This window comes from Variovorax sp. BGA-UO-ETr-C22 (genome assembly GCF_059567965.1).
Genome location: NZ_JCAQPA010000011.1, coordinates 2,773,806 through 2,788,594 on the forward strand (window position 1 = coordinate 2,773,806; position 14,789 = coordinate 2,788,594).

Annotated in this window: 14 protein-coding genes; 3 read left to right on the plus strand and 11 right to left on the minus strand. The window is 70.5% G+C overall.

Translation table 11 applies throughout. From position 1 onward, the window contains the following. Positions 1–8: 8 nt before the first annotated feature. Positions 9–1,319 (minus strand): hemolysin family protein, encoded by a 1,311-nt coding sequence (locus AC57B8_RS33260; protein WP_095744233.1) that lies wholly within the window; start codon positions 1,317–1,319, stop codon positions 9–11. 23 nt (positions 1,320–1,342) lie between these two features. Here AC57B8_RS33260 and AC57B8_RS33265 point away from each other — a divergent pair, with 23 nt between their 5' ends. Further along, on the plus strand, positions 1,343–2,194 hold the full coding sequence (locus AC57B8_RS33265; protein ID WP_496481989.1) for a symmetrical bis(5'-nucleosyl)-tetraphosphatase: 852 nt from the start codon (positions 1,343–1,345) through the stop codon (positions 2,192–2,194). 13 nt (positions 2,195–2,207) lie between these two features. Here the strand turns inward: AC57B8_RS33265 and AC57B8_RS33270 are convergent, their stop codons facing one another. Next, the gene (locus AC57B8_RS33270) at positions 2,208–3,761 is read right to left on the minus strand and encodes a M20/M25/M40 family metallo-hydrolase (RefSeq protein ID WP_496481990.1); all 1,554 of its coding nucleotides are present in this window, start codon (positions 3,759–3,761) and stop codon (positions 2,208–2,210) included. A 128-nt stretch (positions 3,762–3,889) separates the two neighbouring features. On the opposite strand from AC57B8_RS33270, the gene AC57B8_RS33275 reads away from it, so the two are divergent. Continuing rightward, positions 3,890–4,834 carry a LysR family transcriptional regulator gene (locus AC57B8_RS33275; RefSeq protein ID WP_496481991.1) on the plus strand — a complete coding sequence of 315 codons (945 nt, stop codon included), beginning with the start codon at positions 3,890–3,892 and terminating at the stop codon, positions 4,832–4,834. Between the two features lie 2 nt (positions 4,835–4,836). On the opposite strand, the gene AC57B8_RS33280 is transcribed toward AC57B8_RS33275, so the two are convergent. Next, the gene (locus AC57B8_RS33280; protein ID WP_496481992.1) at positions 4,837–5,352 is read right to left on the minus strand and encodes a response regulator transcription factor; all 516 of its coding nucleotides are present in this window, start codon (positions 5,350–5,352) and stop codon (positions 4,837–4,839) included. 234 nt (positions 5,353–5,586) lie between these two features. On the opposite strand from AC57B8_RS33280, the gene AC57B8_RS33285 reads away from it, so the two are divergent. Beyond that, entirely contained in the window at positions 5,587–6,624 is a 1,038-nt protein-coding gene (locus AC57B8_RS33285; protein WP_496481993.1) for an AraC family transcriptional regulator, read from the plus strand. Here the strand turns inward: AC57B8_RS33285 and AC57B8_RS33290 are convergent. The 8 genes from AC57B8_RS33290 to AC57B8_RS33325 all read right to left on the minus strand — a co-directional run bounded on the left by AC57B8_RS33290 (position 6,621) and on the right by AC57B8_RS33325 (position 14,714). Beyond that, on the minus strand, positions 6,621–7,583 hold the full coding sequence (locus AC57B8_RS33290; protein ID WP_496481994.1) for an ABC transporter substrate-binding protein: 963 nt from the start codon (positions 7,581–7,583) through the stop codon (positions 6,621–6,623). The two genes, AC57B8_RS33285 and AC57B8_RS33290, sit on opposite strands and share 4 nt — an antisense overlap. 35 nt (positions 7,584–7,618) lie before the next feature. Next, a complete protein-coding gene (locus AC57B8_RS33295; RefSeq protein WP_496481995.1) occupies positions 7,619–8,761 on the minus strand; it encodes a c-type cytochrome in 1,143 nt (380 codons plus the stop codon). Between the two features lie 109 nt (positions 8,762–8,870). Beyond that, complete coding sequence (locus AC57B8_RS33300; RefSeq protein WP_496481996.1) at positions 8,871–9,659, minus strand: ABC transporter ATP-binding protein; 789 nt, start codon at positions 9,657–9,659, stop codon at positions 8,871–8,873. Next, positions 9,653–10,720 carry an ABC transporter permease gene (locus AC57B8_RS33305; RefSeq protein WP_496481997.1) on the minus strand — a complete coding sequence of 356 codons (1,068 nt, stop codon included), beginning with the start codon at positions 10,718–10,720 and terminating at the stop codon, positions 9,653–9,655. The genes AC57B8_RS33300 and AC57B8_RS33305 overlap by 7 nt, the downstream gene beginning before the upstream one ends. Beyond that, a complete protein-coding gene (locus tag AC57B8_RS33310; RefSeq protein WP_070061730.1) occupies positions 10,717–11,718 on the minus strand; it encodes an ABC transporter substrate-binding protein in 1,002 nt (333 codons plus the stop codon). The genes AC57B8_RS33305 and AC57B8_RS33310 overlap by 4 nt, the downstream gene beginning before the upstream one ends. 26 nt (positions 11,719–11,744) lie before the next feature. Next, complete coding sequence (locus tag AC57B8_RS33315; RefSeq protein WP_159277950.1) at positions 11,745–12,569, minus strand: class II aldolase/adducin family protein; 825 nt, start codon at positions 12,567–12,569, stop codon at positions 11,745–11,747. A 3-nt stretch (positions 12,570–12,572) separates the two neighbouring features. Continuing rightward, on the minus strand, positions 12,573–13,682 hold the full coding sequence (locus tag AC57B8_RS33320; protein ID WP_496481998.1) for an LLM class flavin-dependent oxidoreductase: 1,110 nt from the start codon (positions 13,680–13,682) through the stop codon (positions 12,573–12,575). Between the two features lie 33 nt (positions 13,683–13,715). Then, a complete protein-coding gene (locus AC57B8_RS33325) occupies positions 13,716–14,714 on the minus strand; it encodes an ABC transporter substrate-binding protein (protein ID WP_062482537.1) in 999 nt (332 codons plus the stop codon). Positions 14,715–14,789: the final 75 nt, after the last annotated feature.

Genomic DNA, 14,789 nt, shown 5'->3' on the forward strand with positions numbered 1-14,789 from the left:
CCTCCTCTTCAGTCTTCTTGCGGCGCGGCCGGGTCCGGCGACGCCAGCACGCGGTCGATGCGGCGCCCTTCGAGCGCCACGACCTCGAAGCACCATCCGGCGCAATCGATGTGCTCGCCCACGGCGGGCAGGTGGCCCGACACGGACATGAGCAGGCCGGCCACGGTGTTGTAGCGGCCGCGCTCTTCATCGGGCAGCTCGCGGATGCCCAGGCGCGCGCGCAGCTCCGACACGGGCATGAGGCCGTCGAGCTCCCACATGCCGTCGGCGCGCTGGTGGGCCCACGCGTCGGCCTGCATGCCGGGCTGCAGCTCGCCGGTGATGGCCTCGAGCAGGTCGCGCGGGGTCATGAGGCCCTGCACCACACCGTACTCGTCGACCACGAACACGAGCCGGCCGGCGCGCGTGCGGAACTGCTCGAGCAGCTCCATGCCGGTGAGCGTCTCGGGCACGAACACGGCGGGCGTGGCTTCCTGGCCGAGCACGCCCTTGTGGCCGGAACCCAGGCGCAGCAGGTGCGCCACGCTGATCACGCCGACCACGTCGTCCAGCGAGTTGCGGCACACGGGGTACCACGAGTGCACGAGGTTGAGCGCCGCGGCGTCCGCCACCTTCTGCAGCGCCTGCGCCACGGTGTTGGAGGCGTCGAGCCATTCGATGTCGGCGCGCGGGATCATGAGCGACGACAGGCGGCGGTCGTCCAGGTGGAACACGTTGCGCACCATTTGGTGCTCGTGCTGCTCGATCACGCCGGCGTCCACGCCTTCTTCGAGGCTGGCCGAGATTTCTTCTTCCGTCACCGAGCGCGCGGCGTTGGCGTCGATGCGCAGCAGCTTCAGCGTGGTGGCGGTGGCGCCGGCCAGCAGCCACACGAAGGGCTTGGCGCCCTTGGCCAGCCCGCGCATGGGGCGCGACACGAAGCGTGCCACCGGCTCGGGGTACAGCTGGCCGATGCGCTTGGGCACCAGCTCGCCGAAGATGATGGTGAAGAAGGTGATGCAGGTCACCACCACCGCGGTCGACACGATGCTGGAGGTGCCGGCGCCCATGCCCAGGCCTTCCATCCACACCGCGAGCGGCGCCGCGAAGGCGGCCTCGCCCACGATGCCGCTGAGCATGCCGATGGAGGTGATGCCGATCTGCACGGTCGAGAGGAATTGCGTGGGCGATTCCATCAGCTTCAGCGCAGCCTCCGCCCCGGTGTCCCCCGTTTCGGCCAAGGCCGCGAGGCGTGCGCGGCGGCTGGTGGAAAGGGCCATTTCGGACATTGCGAACACCGCATTGAGGGTGGTCAGCAAGGCCAGCAGGAAGACATCCATGAACGGGGGGAGAGAATGAGGGAATGTCACTTTACTGTATCGGCGACGTCCAGGGCTGCGATGTCCCCCTGGGCCGGCTGCTCGACAAGATCGATTTCTCTCCCAGCCGCGACACGCTCGTGGTGCTCGGCGACCTGGTCAACCGGGGCCCCGATTCGGCCGCGGTGCTGCGCCGCCTGCAGGGCTACGGCGCCTCGGCACGCAGCCTTCTGGGCAACCACGACCTGCACCTGCTGGGCGTGGCGCACGGCGTGCGCAAGGGCGGCCGCAAGGACACGGTGGCCGGTCTGCTGGCCGCACCCGACAGCGAGGCGATGCTCGACTGGCTGCGCCAGCAGCACATGGCGCTGCACATGCAGATCGGCGGCGGCGACCTGCTGATGGTGCATGCCGGTGTGCTGCCGCAGTGGACGGTGGGCGACACGCTGGCGCTGGCGTCGGAGGTCGAGTCGGTGCTGCGCGGACCCGCGCTGGGCGACTTCCTGCACGAGATGTACGGCAACACACCCGACCACTGGGACGACGCGCTCACGGGCCACGCGCGGCTGCGCGTGATCGTCAATGCGCTCACGCGCCTGCGCTACTGCACGCCAGAGGGCGTGATGGAGTTCGAGAGCAAGGACGGCGCCATTCCCGGCCCCGAGGGCTACCTGCCGTGGTTCGACGTGCTGGGCCGCAAGACGGCCGCGGCCACCGTCGCCTTCGGCCACTGGTCGACGCTGGGCTGGCTCTCGCGGCCCGACCTGCTCTCGACCGACACCGGCTGCGTGTGGGGCGGCTGCCTCAGCGCAGTGCGCTTCGGCGCCACGCTGGACCAGCGCGAACTGGTCCAGGTGGAATGCGAGCAGGCGCAGAAGCCCGGCAAGGGGGCCTGATGGGCGCCCGGGCTCAGAACCCGTGCGTCATCAGCGCGTAGACCGTCTGCACGCCGGTCACGTAGTTGCCCATGCGCAGGTTCTCGTTCGCCGCGTGCTGGTTGTTGTCGGCGTTCACCAGCGGAATGATCGCAAACGGCACCTGCAGCACGCGCACGATTTCCGCCGTCGGCACGGTGCCGCCCATCATGCGGATGCGCACCGGCTCGGGCGTGGTGCCGAAGGTGTCGGTCAGCGCCTTGTAGGCCCACTGGCCGATCGGTGAGTTGATCGGCGAGCCCGCCGCGTCGGCGCCCTCGCTGCGGTAGCTGAAGCTGGCGAGCTTGTCGTAGCGGGCGCGCTCCTCGTCGGTCGGCGCGCCCTTCACGAGGTGGTAGCCCTGCTTGACGATGTGCGCCTCGATCAGCTTGCCCAGGTAGGGCGCGTCGGAGTCGGGCGTGGTGCGCAGGTCCATCTCGGCCTCGGCCTTGTCAGGCACGATGTTCGCCACCTTGTCGCCCACGGCCGCCGAGGCCATGCCGCGCACGTTCAGCGAGGGGTACTGCATCGCCTCCTGGTAGTTGGCGCCGACCCGGTCGGTGCGGGCGATGCCCAGGCGGCGCTTGAGCGCGGCCTCGTCGTCGGGCACGGCGGCCATGATCTTGCGCTCGGCCTCGCCGATCTTCACGCGGTCGTAGTAGCCGGGCACGGTCACGCGACCCGTGTCGTCCTTCATCGTGGCCAGCAGGCTGGCCAGGCGCTGCGCCGGGTTGGGCGCGTAGTTGCCGTAGTGCCCGCTGTGCAGCGGCACCTTGGCGCCGTACACGGTGAGCCGCGCATCGGCCGCGCCGCGGTTGCCGAACACCAGCGTGGGCCGGTTGGTCGCGTGCATGGGGCCGTCGTGGATCACGATGGCGTCGCTGCGCAGCAGCTCGCGGTGCGCCTGCATGACCTGGCTGATGGACGGCGAGCCTTTTTCTTCCTCGCTGTCGAGAATCACCTTCACGTTGACCGCCGGCTGGCCGCCGCCGGCCTTCAGCGCGTCGATGGCCGCCAGCAGCATCATGATCGGACCCTTGTCGTCGGCCGACGCCCGGCCGAACACGCGCCACTCGGGGTCCAGCGGGCCGCTGAAGAGCGGGGCCGCATCGATCTCTTCCCACTCGCCCTTCTCTGTCTTGCGCTTGAGCACGGGCGTCCACGGGCTCTTTTGCGCCCACTGCGCGGGGATCACCGGCTGGCCGTCGAGGTGCATGTAGAAGAGCACCGTCTTGCGCGCGGGGTCGCTGCCCGGGAACTCGGCGAAGAGCATCGGCTTGCCGCTGTTGGGCAGCTGCTTCGTCGTGAAGCCGCGCTTGCGGAAGGCCTGCTCCAGCCAGTCGACGTTCTTGCGGATGTCTTCCGGCACGGTGGCGTCGTTGGGCAGGGCCAGCAACTCGAAGTACTCGCGGTAGGTGCCCTGCGCATGGCGCTCGGCCTGGGCCGGCGAGAGTTCGGCGGACTGCGCGAGGCCGTGGCCGAGCAGCAGGAAGGCCGTGGGCACCAGCGCGATCAGGCGGCGGGAAAAGCAGGGGGAACGAGTGGGCATGGATGGCAGCGCAGAAGGGAGCAGGACGGGGAACGGGGTGTCTGCGCAGCATAAAAAGCGGGCACCTTTTCAACAATTGCTATTTTCTTGAGCTACCTTTGCATTCCTTGCAAACCTCACACTCCCCCATGCCCAGCCGCCGCCTGCAGGAAACCTCGCTGCGCTACTTCCTCGAAGTGGCCCGCACCGGCTCGCTCACCGAGGCGGCCGCGCGGCTGAACGTCAGCATCTCGGCCATCAGCCGCCAGGTGGCCACGCTCGAAACCCTGGTGGGCGCGCCGCTGTTCGAGCGCCGCCCGCGCGGCATGGTGCCCAGCGCCGCGGGCGAACTGCTGGCGGCACACGCCCTGCGCGGCGCGCTGGAGGCCGAGCGCGTGCTGTCGGACATCCAGGCGCTGCAGGGGCCGCTGAGCGGACGCGTGCGCATCGCCTGTTCCTCGGGCTTTGCCAACGAGTTCCTGCCGCGCACCATCGCGGCGTTCCGCGAACAGTACCCGGGCGTGCGCTTCCGGCTCGATGCCACCGGCCCGACGCAGGTGAGCGACGCCGTGCTGCTCGGCGAAGCGGACATCGGCCTGACCTACAGCCGCGCGGCGGTGCGCGGCATCCGGGTCGAGCACCGCCAGCCGGCGTCGGTGTTCGCGATCATGCGGCCCGACCATGCGCTGGCGAAGTCGCGCAGCGTGACGCTGGCGCAGATGCATCCCTTCCCCATCGCGCTGGGCAGCCCCGAGAACACGGTGCGCCAGCTGTTCGACGTGGGCTGCAGCAACCGCGGCCTCGTGTTCGAGCCCGTGCTGGTGAGCAACCGTTTCGAGGCGCTCGCCAACTTCGTGCTGCAGGGCGGCGGACTGGCCATCACGGGCGAGATCACGGTGCGCGACCGCGTGCAGCGCGGCGAGCTGGTGGCGGCCGAGATCCGCAAGCCCGGCATGCGCGGGCGCTCGGTCGAGCTGCAGACGCTGGCCGACCGCACGCTGCCGGAGGTGGTGCGCACCTTCCTGGCCTACCTGCGCGAGCAGTTGCCGCCGGCCGGTGGCACGCCCAGGGCACGCACGCGCAAGGCCGCCTGAGCTCAGCCGCGCGCGGGCCCGGGCCCCGGGAAGCTGATCACCCGGCGCTGCGTCGCGCCCGAGGAGCGCAGCAGCCCGCGCCGCGTGGCCTCGTGCACGGCCTGCGTGCGCGAATGGACCGACAGCTTGCGGTAGATGCTCTTGATCTGGCTGGCGACCGTGCTGTCGGAGCGGTGCAGCGCCTCGGCCACGCGCCGGTTGCTCCAGCCCTGGGCCACGAGTTCCAGCACCTTCAGTTCGCGCGGCGAGAGCAGGCCCTCGTCGCCGGTTTCTTCGTGCGCCCTGTCGAGCCCGTGCGCCTCCAGCGCGGCTTCCTCGATGTCGCACAGGATCTGCCGCGCCGTGCGCGCAGCCGCCCACACGTCGCCGCGCTCGACCGCCGCCATCAGGTTGGCCAGCTCCAGCTGGTTGGCCTGGGCAAAGAGCCGCGCTGCGGCATTCGCGGCCACGGCGGGGCTCAAGGGCGGTGCGTCGTCCAGTTCCGAAATGGCACGCAGCTCGGCGCTTCCTTTGGACATGTCAATGCTCGCTCGGTCGATCAACGCTGGGAGAAAAGTAAACCCGGTGTCCCTGTGCAATGAAATTGCCATGCAGGACGCCTGCTGCGAGCCTGAGGGCGCTTTGTAAACAGCCTTGACCATCCGTCTCAGTTCTTGGGAGAATTCCGCGAAATCTGTGATTTTTTAACGCTTAGTTAGTACTATTTGGCGGAAAAGCCCGCCACACGCCCTGGCGCTGTTCCGACCTCGCCCATGACATCCAGCGCCGCCGCGGCCTCCGAACGCCCCCTCTCTCCCCCGGGCGTGGCGCACAGCCATTTCGACGTGCACGCAGAGCCGCCCGACCGGCAGTTCCTGGCCTGGCGCGCACGCGTCGGCCATGTGATGGACGCCCTGCCCTCGCGCGACGCGCTCGAGCGCCCCTTCCACGCCGCGATCGACCGCTACGACGTGGGCGGCCTGGTCTTCACCGAATGCCGCTCCGACACGCTGGTGCTGGAGCGCTCGCTGGCCCGGGTGTCGACCGACAGCGTGCGCGACTTCGTGTTCCATGTGTTCGAGGAAGGCGGCGTCGACGACCTGCGGGTGCGCGCCACACCGGGTGCACGCCGCAAGGGCGAACCGCCGCCCGCCCCCACCGGCACGCCCACCATCCTCGCGCTGGACATGAACCAGCCGGTGCGCATGCGGCGCCACGACTGCCGCGTCCACACCTTCTTCGTGCCCGGCGCGCTGGTGCAGGAGAGCTTCCCCGACCCCGAGGCCCTGCACGGGCGCACGCTGGCCTGCACCACGCCGCTGGCGCGGCTGGCGGCCGGGCACGCGATCTCGCTGGCGCGCCACATCGGCGGCATGACGCCGGCGGCGGCCCAGAGCGCGGTGCGCACGGGCGCGCAGCTGGTGGTGTCGGCCTTCGGCAAGCAGGCCGGCTTCGACGGCAACGCGCGCGCGGCGGCACGCGCCGCCATGTTCGACCGGGTGCGCCGCCACGTGCAGACGCACCTGCACCGCGCCGACCTCACGCCCGAGAGCGTGCTGGCCGCGCTGCAGCTGCCGCGCCCCACGCTGTACCGCATGTTCCAGCACGAAGGCGGGCTGGGCAGCTACATCCGCAGCCTGCGGCTGCGCCAGGCGGCGAGCGACCTGGCGCGCTACCCGCATGTGATGGTGACCGACATCGCCTACGGCGCGGGCTTTCGCAGCGCCTCGGACTTCAGCCGCGCCTTTCGCCGCGCCTACGGCATCGCGCCGCAGGACTTCCGCGTGCAGGCGCTCGAACGGCGGTTCTAGGCCGCCGTGCCGAAGCCCGTGTCGAACGTGCCCTTCACGTCGAGCGGCTGCTTGATGAGCCCCACCTGGCGGTAGAAATCGGCCGTGCCCTGCTGGTCGGCGATGACCTGCGCGTCGATGGCGACCCACTGCTGCTGGCGGCGCTCGAACTGCAGCTTCGCCGCCTCGGGCGGAATGCCGATGATGCGTGCGAGCGTGGCCGAGAACGCATCGACGTTGCGGTACGACCAGCGCTGCGCCTTCACCACGCGCTGCAGAAAGTCCTGCAGCACCGGCCGCTTGGCGGCAATGGCGGCATCGGTCGCGGCGAGGTAGCTCAGCCCCGGCAGCAGGCCGCGCCCGCTGACCAGCACGCGCGCATGGCGGCTGATTTCGGCCAGCGCGGTGTAGGGCTCCCAGGTGGCCCAGGCATCGACCGAACCTTGCGTGAGTGCGAGCTTGGCATCGGCTGGCGCGAGGAAGCGCAGGTTCACGTCCTCGGGCTTGAGGCCCGCCGCCGTGATCGCCTTGAGCGTGACGTAGTGGCCGATGGAGCCGCGGTTGGTGGCGACGCTCTTGCCCTTGAGCTCGGCAGCAGTCTTCAGCGGCGAATCGGGCCGCACCAGCACCGCCGTGCCGTACGCGTCCGAGCGGTTCGCGCCGATGGCCTTGACGCGCGTGCCGGCCGCGAGCGCGAAGATCAGCGGCGCATCGCCGATCGGGCCCGAATCGACCGCGCCCGCGTTGAGCGCCTCGGCCAGCGGCGCGGCGGCCGGGAACTCCGACCACTGGATGTCGTAGCCCAGGCCTTCGAGCCCGCCCGCCGCTTCGAGCAGCGCGCGCAGCCCGCCCTTCTGGTCGCCGGCCTTGAGTACCGGACGACCTTGTGCTCGCACGAAGGCGGGCAAGGTGGCGGTCGTGGCAGCGGCAAGGCCGCCGGCAAGCAGCTGGCGGCGCGATCGGTCGAGGTGCGAGGTCATGGGTTCGTTCTCCGTGGAAGCAGTGAAAAAAGAAATCAGTGGATGAAGCCGCCCTTGACGAAGCGCACCGGCTCGGCGTCCATGCGGGCGATGAGCGCGCTCAGGCCATCGGGTGGCAGCACGGCGCCTTTCGCCGAGGCCGCTGGCGGGCTGTCGCTGCGGCACAGCAGGTCGTCGTCGGACCAGCCGGCCTGCCCCGGCAGGCCGCGCACGCGCAGCCAGCCGTCGCGGTCGGCGATGAGCTGCATGCCTGCGAGCCGGTCGGTGCCCGCGATGAGCGCCAGCGCCTCCCACGCGGCCGGTGAATCGGCCACGCAATCGGCGGTGACATTCCCTGCGTTCGACGCAGAGGGCAGCAGCTGCACCGTCACCAGGCGCGGGTCTTCGCTCGGCGCGACGGCGCCCGCCACGACGCGCACGCGCTGCCCGCGCCACTGCGCGAGCGACCGGGGCGCTTGCGCGCCGCAGCGCACCGCCATGTCGGGCAGGCCGACGGGCTGCGGCCAGTGGCCCAGCGCACGCAGGCTCTGACCCGCGCCCTGCGCCTTCATGTAGTCGATGAGCGCCCAGGCATCGGCCGCGTCGAGCGTGCCGCCGAAGCCGGGCATGGCGGCGGTGCCATGAAGCACACGCCAGAGCAGGTCGCCATCGGCGCGGCGCCACAGCAGCGGGCCCGTGAGGTTCGGCGGCCACACGGCCAGCGAGGCGGCCAGCGGCCCTTCGCCCTTGCCGTCCGCACCGTGGCAGCTCACGCAGTGCTGCGCGTAGAGCACGCGGCCTTGCGCGATCGACGTGGCCGTGAAGCCGGTCGGTGACGCGTGGAAGCTCGCCGGCGTCGCAGGCACCAGCACCACGTTCGCATGGGGCCAGGGCACGGCGATCAGCAGCATCGGCACCAGCGCGAGCAGGTACCAGCGCGGGCGCCGCCAGAGCAACGCGATCAACAGCAGCAGCAAGGCAACGCCGACGCACGCCAGCGTCCACGCGAGGCTGCGCGCCTGCCCCAGGTCGATCAGCAGGTTCTCGCCCGACAACCGGTGCGCCCACGGCCACGCCGGCTGGCCGTGCACATGGCGCACGAGGCCAAGCGCATCGAGCACGCGCAGCAGTTGCACCTGGGCGCCCTGGAGCAGGTCGATCAGAAAATTGAGCCAGTCGGCTTCCGGCAGAGCGTTCATATCTGTTCAAGGGGGCCGCCGCGCACGGCCGCCCGAAGCGGCCGGCCCGCCCCCGGTAGGGGGTTGGCGAAGCGACACGAAGTGCGCGCAGCCTGGGGGCGAGCTACATCTACCAGGTGGCGTCGAGCCCCAAGTGGCGCAGCGCTTCGTGGCGCAGTTCAGCCAGACGCGCGTGCCCGCGATGGCGCGGGTACGGCAGGTCGACCACGAGCTCCGCCGCGATGCGCGCCGGCCGGTCGCTCAACACGATCACGCGGTTGGCGAGGAACAGCGCTTCTTCCACGTCGTGCGTCACCAGCAGCGCCGAGAAGCCCGCGCGCTGCCACAGGTTGACCAGCTCGCTCTGCATCGCGATGCGCGTGAGCGAGTCGAGCTTGCCCAGCGGCTCGTCGAGCACCAGCAGCTGCGGGTCGTTGACGAGCGCACGCGCCAGCGCCACGCGCTGCGCCATGCCGCCCGAGAGCTGGTGCGGAAAGGCCTTGGCGAAGTCGGTGAGGCCGACGAGCTTCAGCGCCTCGTCGACGCGCCCGCGCTGCGCCTTGAGCACGCCGCGCGCCTGCAGGCCGAGCGCCACGTTGTCCCACACGCTGCGCCAGGGGTAGAGCGTCGGGTCCTGGAAGACGACGATGCGCGACGGGTCGGGCCTCGTGATGGGTGCGCCGTCCTGCGTGATGCGCCCGGCCGTGGCGGGCTCCAGCCCGGCCACGAGGCGCAGCAGCGTCGACTTGCCGCAGCCGCTCGGCCCGAGCAGCGCGACGAACTCGCCGGGCTTCACCGTGAGGTCGATGTCGTCGAGCACCTGCAGCGGACCCGCCGGCACGTCGAACCAGTGGCTCACGCCGTGGATGTCGATCTGCGCGCCAGCCTGGCGCACCTTGGCTTCAGCGGTGGCTACCATTTCACGGTCCCCTTCTGCCACGACAGCACGCGGTCGCGCACCTTGAACAGCAGCGTGATCAGGCCCGAGCACAGCAGCGCCATGACGATCAATGCCGCGTACATGTTCGAGTACGAGGCCCAGCCCTGCGCCCACGACAGGTAGAAGCCCAGCCCGGCCTTCACGCCCATCATCTCGGCCGTCACCAGCACCGAGAAGGCGGCGCCCAGCCCCATGAACAGGCCCACGAACACCTGCGGCAGCGCGGCGGGAATCGCCACGCGCAGCACCAGGAAGCGTTCGCTCGCGCCCATGGTGCGCGCCACGTCGTAGTAGTTGCGGTTGACGCCCGCCACGCCCGACCACGTGAGCACCGCCACCGGAAAGCCCGTGGCCAGCGCGATGAGGAACACGGCCGCCGCGTAGCTCGACGGAAAGAAGAAGAACGCCAGCGGCAGCAGCGCCGAAGCAGGCACCGGCCCCACGAAGCGCAGCACCGGATGCACCCAGTAGCCCGCGATGCGCGACCAGCCGATGGTCACGCCCGTGAGAAAGCCGGCCAGCGCGCCCAGCACGAAACCGTGGGCGAGCAGCCGCGCCGAATGCGCCAGGCTTTCGCCGAGGCGGCGCCAGTCGTCGATGTAGGTCTCGATGAGGCTCTGCGGCGGCGCGAAGAACGGCGTGGGCAGCAGCGCGAGCTTGGCGGTGGCGATCTCCCAGAGGGCGAACAGCACCGGCAGCGCGACCAGCCACGGCCCGGCCGGGCGCAACGTGCGTGCCACGCGGCCCGCGCGCGCGCCGAGCAGCGCCACGAGCAGCAGCACCGCGCCGATGGCGATGGCCGCAATGCCGAACTCGTCGGTGTAGGCCCAGTCGCTGAAGCCCACGGCCTTGTTGGGCCAATAGACGGTGAGCAGGCCCAGCGCGATCCAGCCCGCGCTCGCGAGCGCGCCGGTGCGCCAGAAGCCTTCGGCGGGGCGCGCGAACACGGCGGCCGGCGCGGCCTTCTCGATGCCAGGGCGGCGCCAACTGCCCGGTGCCGGTGGCGGTGCCTCGAGCACCCGGTCGATGACGGCGCTCATGCCAGCGGATCGAAAGACACGTGCTCCGCGAAGCGCACCGGGTCGGTGGTCTTCTTGAGCACGCCGACGCCGCGGAAGTCGCGCGCGTAGAACTCCACCTCGTCGCGCAGCTTGCGGCCCAGCGGGTGGTGGTTGTGCGTGAGCGTGCCCAGCAGCGCGCGCAGGTCTTCGACCGGCACCTTGGGCGAGTACTTGGCGAAGAGCTTGGCCGACTCGTTCGGGTTCTCGGCCACGTAGTCGGAGGCTTGCGCAATGGCGCGCACCAGCGAGGCAACGGTCGCCTTGTCCTTGCGCACCAGCTCGCCGCGCGCGCCGACGATGCAGCAGACCTTGTCCTTGTACTCGCCCGAGAGGTTGCTCGCGAGCTCGACGAAGGTGCCCTGGTTGCGCTTCTCGATGAGGTACACGTTCGGGTCGCCGTCGGCGATGGCGTGGATCTCGCCCTTCTTCACCGCGATGTCGAGCAGGTCGGCCGGGTACTGGCGCCAGGTCACGTCGCGGTCGGCGTCGATGCCGTTCTTGGCCAGCAGGATCGAGAAGAAGTTCTTGCCCGGGCTCGCGATGTCCGACACGCCGATGATCTTGCCCTTGAGGCTGGCCAGGCTGGTGGCGCCCGCGTCCTTGGCGCCCACCAGGCGCACGCAGCCGCCGTGCGAGCTGCCGACGATCTTCACGTCGAAGCCCGATTCGAGCGGCTTGAGCCAGCGGTGGATCATGCCCACGGCCGCGTCGGCCTTGGCCGTGGCGAGCGATTCGAGCAGCTGGTCGGTCGAGCCCGTGTAGTTGACGAGGTCCACCTGCAGGCCGTTGCGCTCGAAGTAGCCGCGCTCCTGCGCCACCACCACGGGCGAGAGGCAGAACGCGGCGGCGTTCCAGGCAAAGGTGAGCTTGCGCGCCTGCTGCGAGAAGGCCTGCGAGGCAATGAGGCCGCCCGAGGCGACCACGGCGGCGGCGGCGCCGGTGCGCAGCACGCTGCGGCGGGAAAGGGATGCGTTCATCGGGGAAAGGCTCCGGGGGTTCATCGTCAAAGCAGGAGTTCGGGTTCGGCCTCGACCAGGCCTTCGTACAGGCTGTCGAAGGAATGGATCGCGCCTTCGGGCCCGCCGATCTGGCCGTGCGTGTGGCGCGCGGTGGCCTCGTCGATCGGCTGCGGCGTGCCCGCCGCCTCGGCCAGCAGCTGCGTGTGGCAGGCGTTGTCCAGCGCGATGTACCACCACGCGGCGGCCTCCACGGTGGGGCCGGCCGTCAGGATGCCGTGGTTCTTGAGGATGGCGCCCTTCCTGTCGCCCAGCGCGCGGGCGATGCGATCGCCCTCGCTGGTGTCGACCACCATGCCGGTGAAGTCGTCGAACAGCGCCACGTCGTCGTGGAACACGCAGGCGTCCTGCGTGAGCGTGTCGAGCTTGCGGCCCAGCGTGGACCAGGCCTTGCCGTAGGTCGAGTGCGTGTGGGCGGCGGCCACGATGTTCGGGTTGTGCTCGTGGATCGCGGCGTGGATCGCGAAGGCGGCCTTGTTGAGCGGCCGGTCGCCGACGACGGTTTCACCCTTCGCGTTGACGAGCAGCAGGTCGGACACCTTGATGCGCGAGAAGTGCACGCCCAGCGGGTTGACCCAGAAGTGGTCGGTCAGCTCGGGGTCGCGCGCCGTGATGTGGCCGGCCAGGCCCTGCGCGAAGCCGAAGCGCGCGAACAGGCGGAAGGCGCCCGCCAGGCGCTCCTGCCGGTGGCGGCGCTCGGCCTGCACGGTGGGGCGCGGCGGGATGGGGTCGAACCAGTGCTTCTGCTGCGGGTTCGCGTGCAGCTTCAGCGGCTGGGCCGCGTGGCGGTCGATCGAAAGAACGGCGCTCATGGCTCAGGCCGCCTTGCGCTGCGACTGCAGGCGCTGCGCGACGAGTTCGCGCGTGCGCGGAATCAGTGCGCGGCCGTAGTCCGTCGCGTCTTCGAGCGGATCGAAGCCGCGGATCAGGAAGGTGGTCACGCCGAGGTCGTAGTAGTCGAGCAGCGCATCGGCGACCTGCTCGGGCGTGCCGACCAGCGCGGTGCTGTTGGAGCGCCCGCCGATCTCCTGCGCGACCGCGGTCCACAGGCGCTTGTCCAGGCGCGAGCCCTTCTCGGCCGCGGCCAGCAGGCGCTTGGCGCCTTCGCTTTGCTGCGGGCCGCCGCGGTTGTAGCCCTGCACCACGCGCAGGCGCTTCGTCTCCGCCAGGATGTTCTCGGCGCGCGCCCATGCCGCGTCTTCAGTCTCCGCCAGGATCGGGCGGAACGACACCGAGAAGCGCACGCTGCGCCCGTGCTTCGCGGCTTCGGCGCGCACGCGCGACGTGAGTTCGCGCGCCTGGTCGAGCGACTCGCCCCACAGCGCGTACACGTCGGCGTACTTGCCCGCGACCGGGATCGCCGCCTCCGACGCGCCGCCGAAGTACACGGGCACGTGCGGCTTGCCGTGGCGCGTCTGCACCGGCTTCACTTCGGAGAACGCGTTCTGGAAGCGGTAGTGCGCGCCTTCGTGGTCGAAGGGCTTCTCGGCCGTCCACACCTTGTGCAGCACCTCGAGGTACTCGTCGGTGCGGGCGTAGCGCTGGTCGTGGTCGAGCCAGTCGCCGTCGCGCTTCTGCTCTTCGTCGGAGCCGCCCGAGATGTAGTGCACGCCGAGCCGGCCGCCGCTGAACTGGTCGAGCGAAGCGAACTGGCGCGCCGCGAGCGTGGGCGCCACGAAGCCCGGGCGGTGCGCGAGCATGAAGTGGATGCGCTCGGTCACCGAGGCCGCGTAGGCCACGGTGAGCGTGGCATCGGGGCTGGTGGAATGGTGCGGCACCAGCACGCGGTCGAAGCCGGCGTTCTCGTGCGCCTGCGCGAAGGCGCGCACGTAGTCGCGGTCGATGGCCGGGCCCTTGGCGGCGTGGATCTCCGAGACCTTCTGGCCCTGGATCATGCCGATGAATTCAACGTCGTTCTGGCTCATGGTGTCCTCGTGGATGCGGATGGAATGAAGAGGTCAGGCGGCAGGAAGCCGCAGCAGGTTTTCGAAGCGGCGGTCCCACAGCGGCTTCACGTCGGCGGGGCCGTCGAGCACGCCGATCTTCTGGAAGGTGTCGGCCACGTCCTGGTGGCTGCGCACCACGGCGTCGGTGACCGGGCCCAGGCTGTAGTCGCCGCTGCGGCCGTTGAACAGCTCGACCAGGTCGCCCACGGGCACGCGCGTCTCGGCCGACTGCGCGCGGGCGTAGGCCAGGAAGTTGCCGTTGATCCAGGCGAACGCGCGCTGCAGGCGCTGCAGCAGGTCGCCCAGCGCCGCGCGGCGCAGCGTGTCGTCGAGCGCGCGCGGGTTGGCGTAGATGGGGAAGTTGCCCGACAGGTAGCCCACGCCGGTCTTGAGCGTGCGCGCGCCGTACTGGGTGCGCGCGAGCTGGCCGTTGTAGCCGTAGATGGCCCAGGCATCGAGGTCGCCGCGCGCAAAGGCCGAGAGGCCGTCGGCCGGCGTGAGGCTCACGGGCTGGATGTCGGCGAACGACAGGCCCGCTTCGGCCAGCTGCTTGGCCAGGTAGTAGTGCGAGGTGGTGGCACGCACGTAGCCCACGCGCTTGCCCTTGAGGTCGGCGATGCTGCGGATGGCCGAGTCCTTGCGCGCCAGCGTGGCCTGGTTGTTGAGGTCTTCGTGCGTCACGGCCACGAGCCGCACGCTCGACTTCTGCCGCGCCGCGAACACCGGCGGAATCTCGCTGCCCGAGCCCAGGTCGAGCGCGTCGCCGTTGATGGCCTCGATGTGCAGCACGCCGTTGTTGAGTTCGCGCCAGTCGATCTTGTAGGGCGTGTCGGCCTGGCCCGAGGCCGTGAGCAGCGGGCGCCACAGGCCCTTGTAGGTGCCCACGCGCAGCGTCACGCCCGACAGGTCGCGCGACGGTGCGGCGGCCTGCGCCACGCCCGAAGCCGCCACACCCCATGCGGCGGCGGCCTGCAGCAGGCGGCGTCGGTCCAGCGGGAAATCGGGTGTCATGCCTTGTGTTCTTTCTTCTTCACTCACTCACGAGGAGAAGCGAGACCGTACCGAGGTGGGCCCCGAAAACGAACG

Coding starts and splice junctions, on each gene's coding strand:
- AC57B8_RS33260 (WP_095744233.1), bottom strand. CDS start 1,319: ATGGATGTCTTCCTGCTGGCCTTGCTGACCACCCTCAATGCGGTGTTC.
- AC57B8_RS33265 (WP_496481989.1), top strand. CDS start 1,343: ATGTCACTTTACTGTATCGGCGACGTCCAGGGCTGCGATGTCCCCCTG.
- AC57B8_RS33270 (WP_496481990.1), bottom strand. CDS start 3,761: ATGCCCACTCGTTCCCCCTGCTTTTCCCGCCGCCTGATCGCGCTGGTG.
- AC57B8_RS33275 (WP_496481991.1), top strand. CDS start 3,890: ATGCCCAGCCGCCGCCTGCAGGAAACCTCGCTGCGCTACTTCCTCGAA.
- AC57B8_RS33280 (WP_496481992.1), bottom strand. CDS start 5,352: ATGTCCAAAGGAAGCGCCGAGCTGCGTGCCATTTCGGAACTGGACGAC.
- AC57B8_RS33285 (WP_496481993.1), top strand. CDS start 5,587: ATGACATCCAGCGCCGCCGCGGCCTCCGAACGCCCCCTCTCTCCCCCG.
- AC57B8_RS33290 (WP_496481994.1), bottom strand. CDS start 7,583: ATGACCTCGCACCTCGACCGATCGCGCCGCCAGCTGCTTGCCGGCGGC.
- AC57B8_RS33295 (WP_496481995.1), bottom strand. CDS start 8,761: ATGAACGCTCTGCCGGAAGCCGACTGGCTCAATTTTCTGATCGACCTG.
- AC57B8_RS33300 (WP_496481996.1), bottom strand. CDS start 9,659: ATGGTAGCCACCGCTGAAGCCAAGGTGCGCCAGGCTGGCGCGCAGATC.
- AC57B8_RS33305 (WP_496481997.1), bottom strand. CDS start 10,720: ATGAGCGCCGTCATCGACCGGGTGCTCGAGGCACCGCCACCGGCACCG.
- AC57B8_RS33310 (WP_070061730.1), bottom strand. CDS start 11,718: ATGAACGCATCCCTTTCCCGCCGCAGCGTGCTGCGCACCGGCGCCGCC.
- AC57B8_RS33315 (WP_159277950.1), bottom strand. CDS start 12,569: ATGAGCGCCGTTCTTTCGATCGACCGCCACGCGGCCCAGCCGCTGAAG.
- AC57B8_RS33320 (WP_496481998.1), bottom strand. CDS start 13,682: ATGAGCCAGAACGACGTTGAATTCATCGGCATGATCCAGGGCCAGAAG.
- AC57B8_RS33325 (WP_062482537.1), bottom strand. CDS start 14,714: ATGACACCCGATTTCCCGCTGGACCGACGCCGCCTGCTGCAGGCCGCC.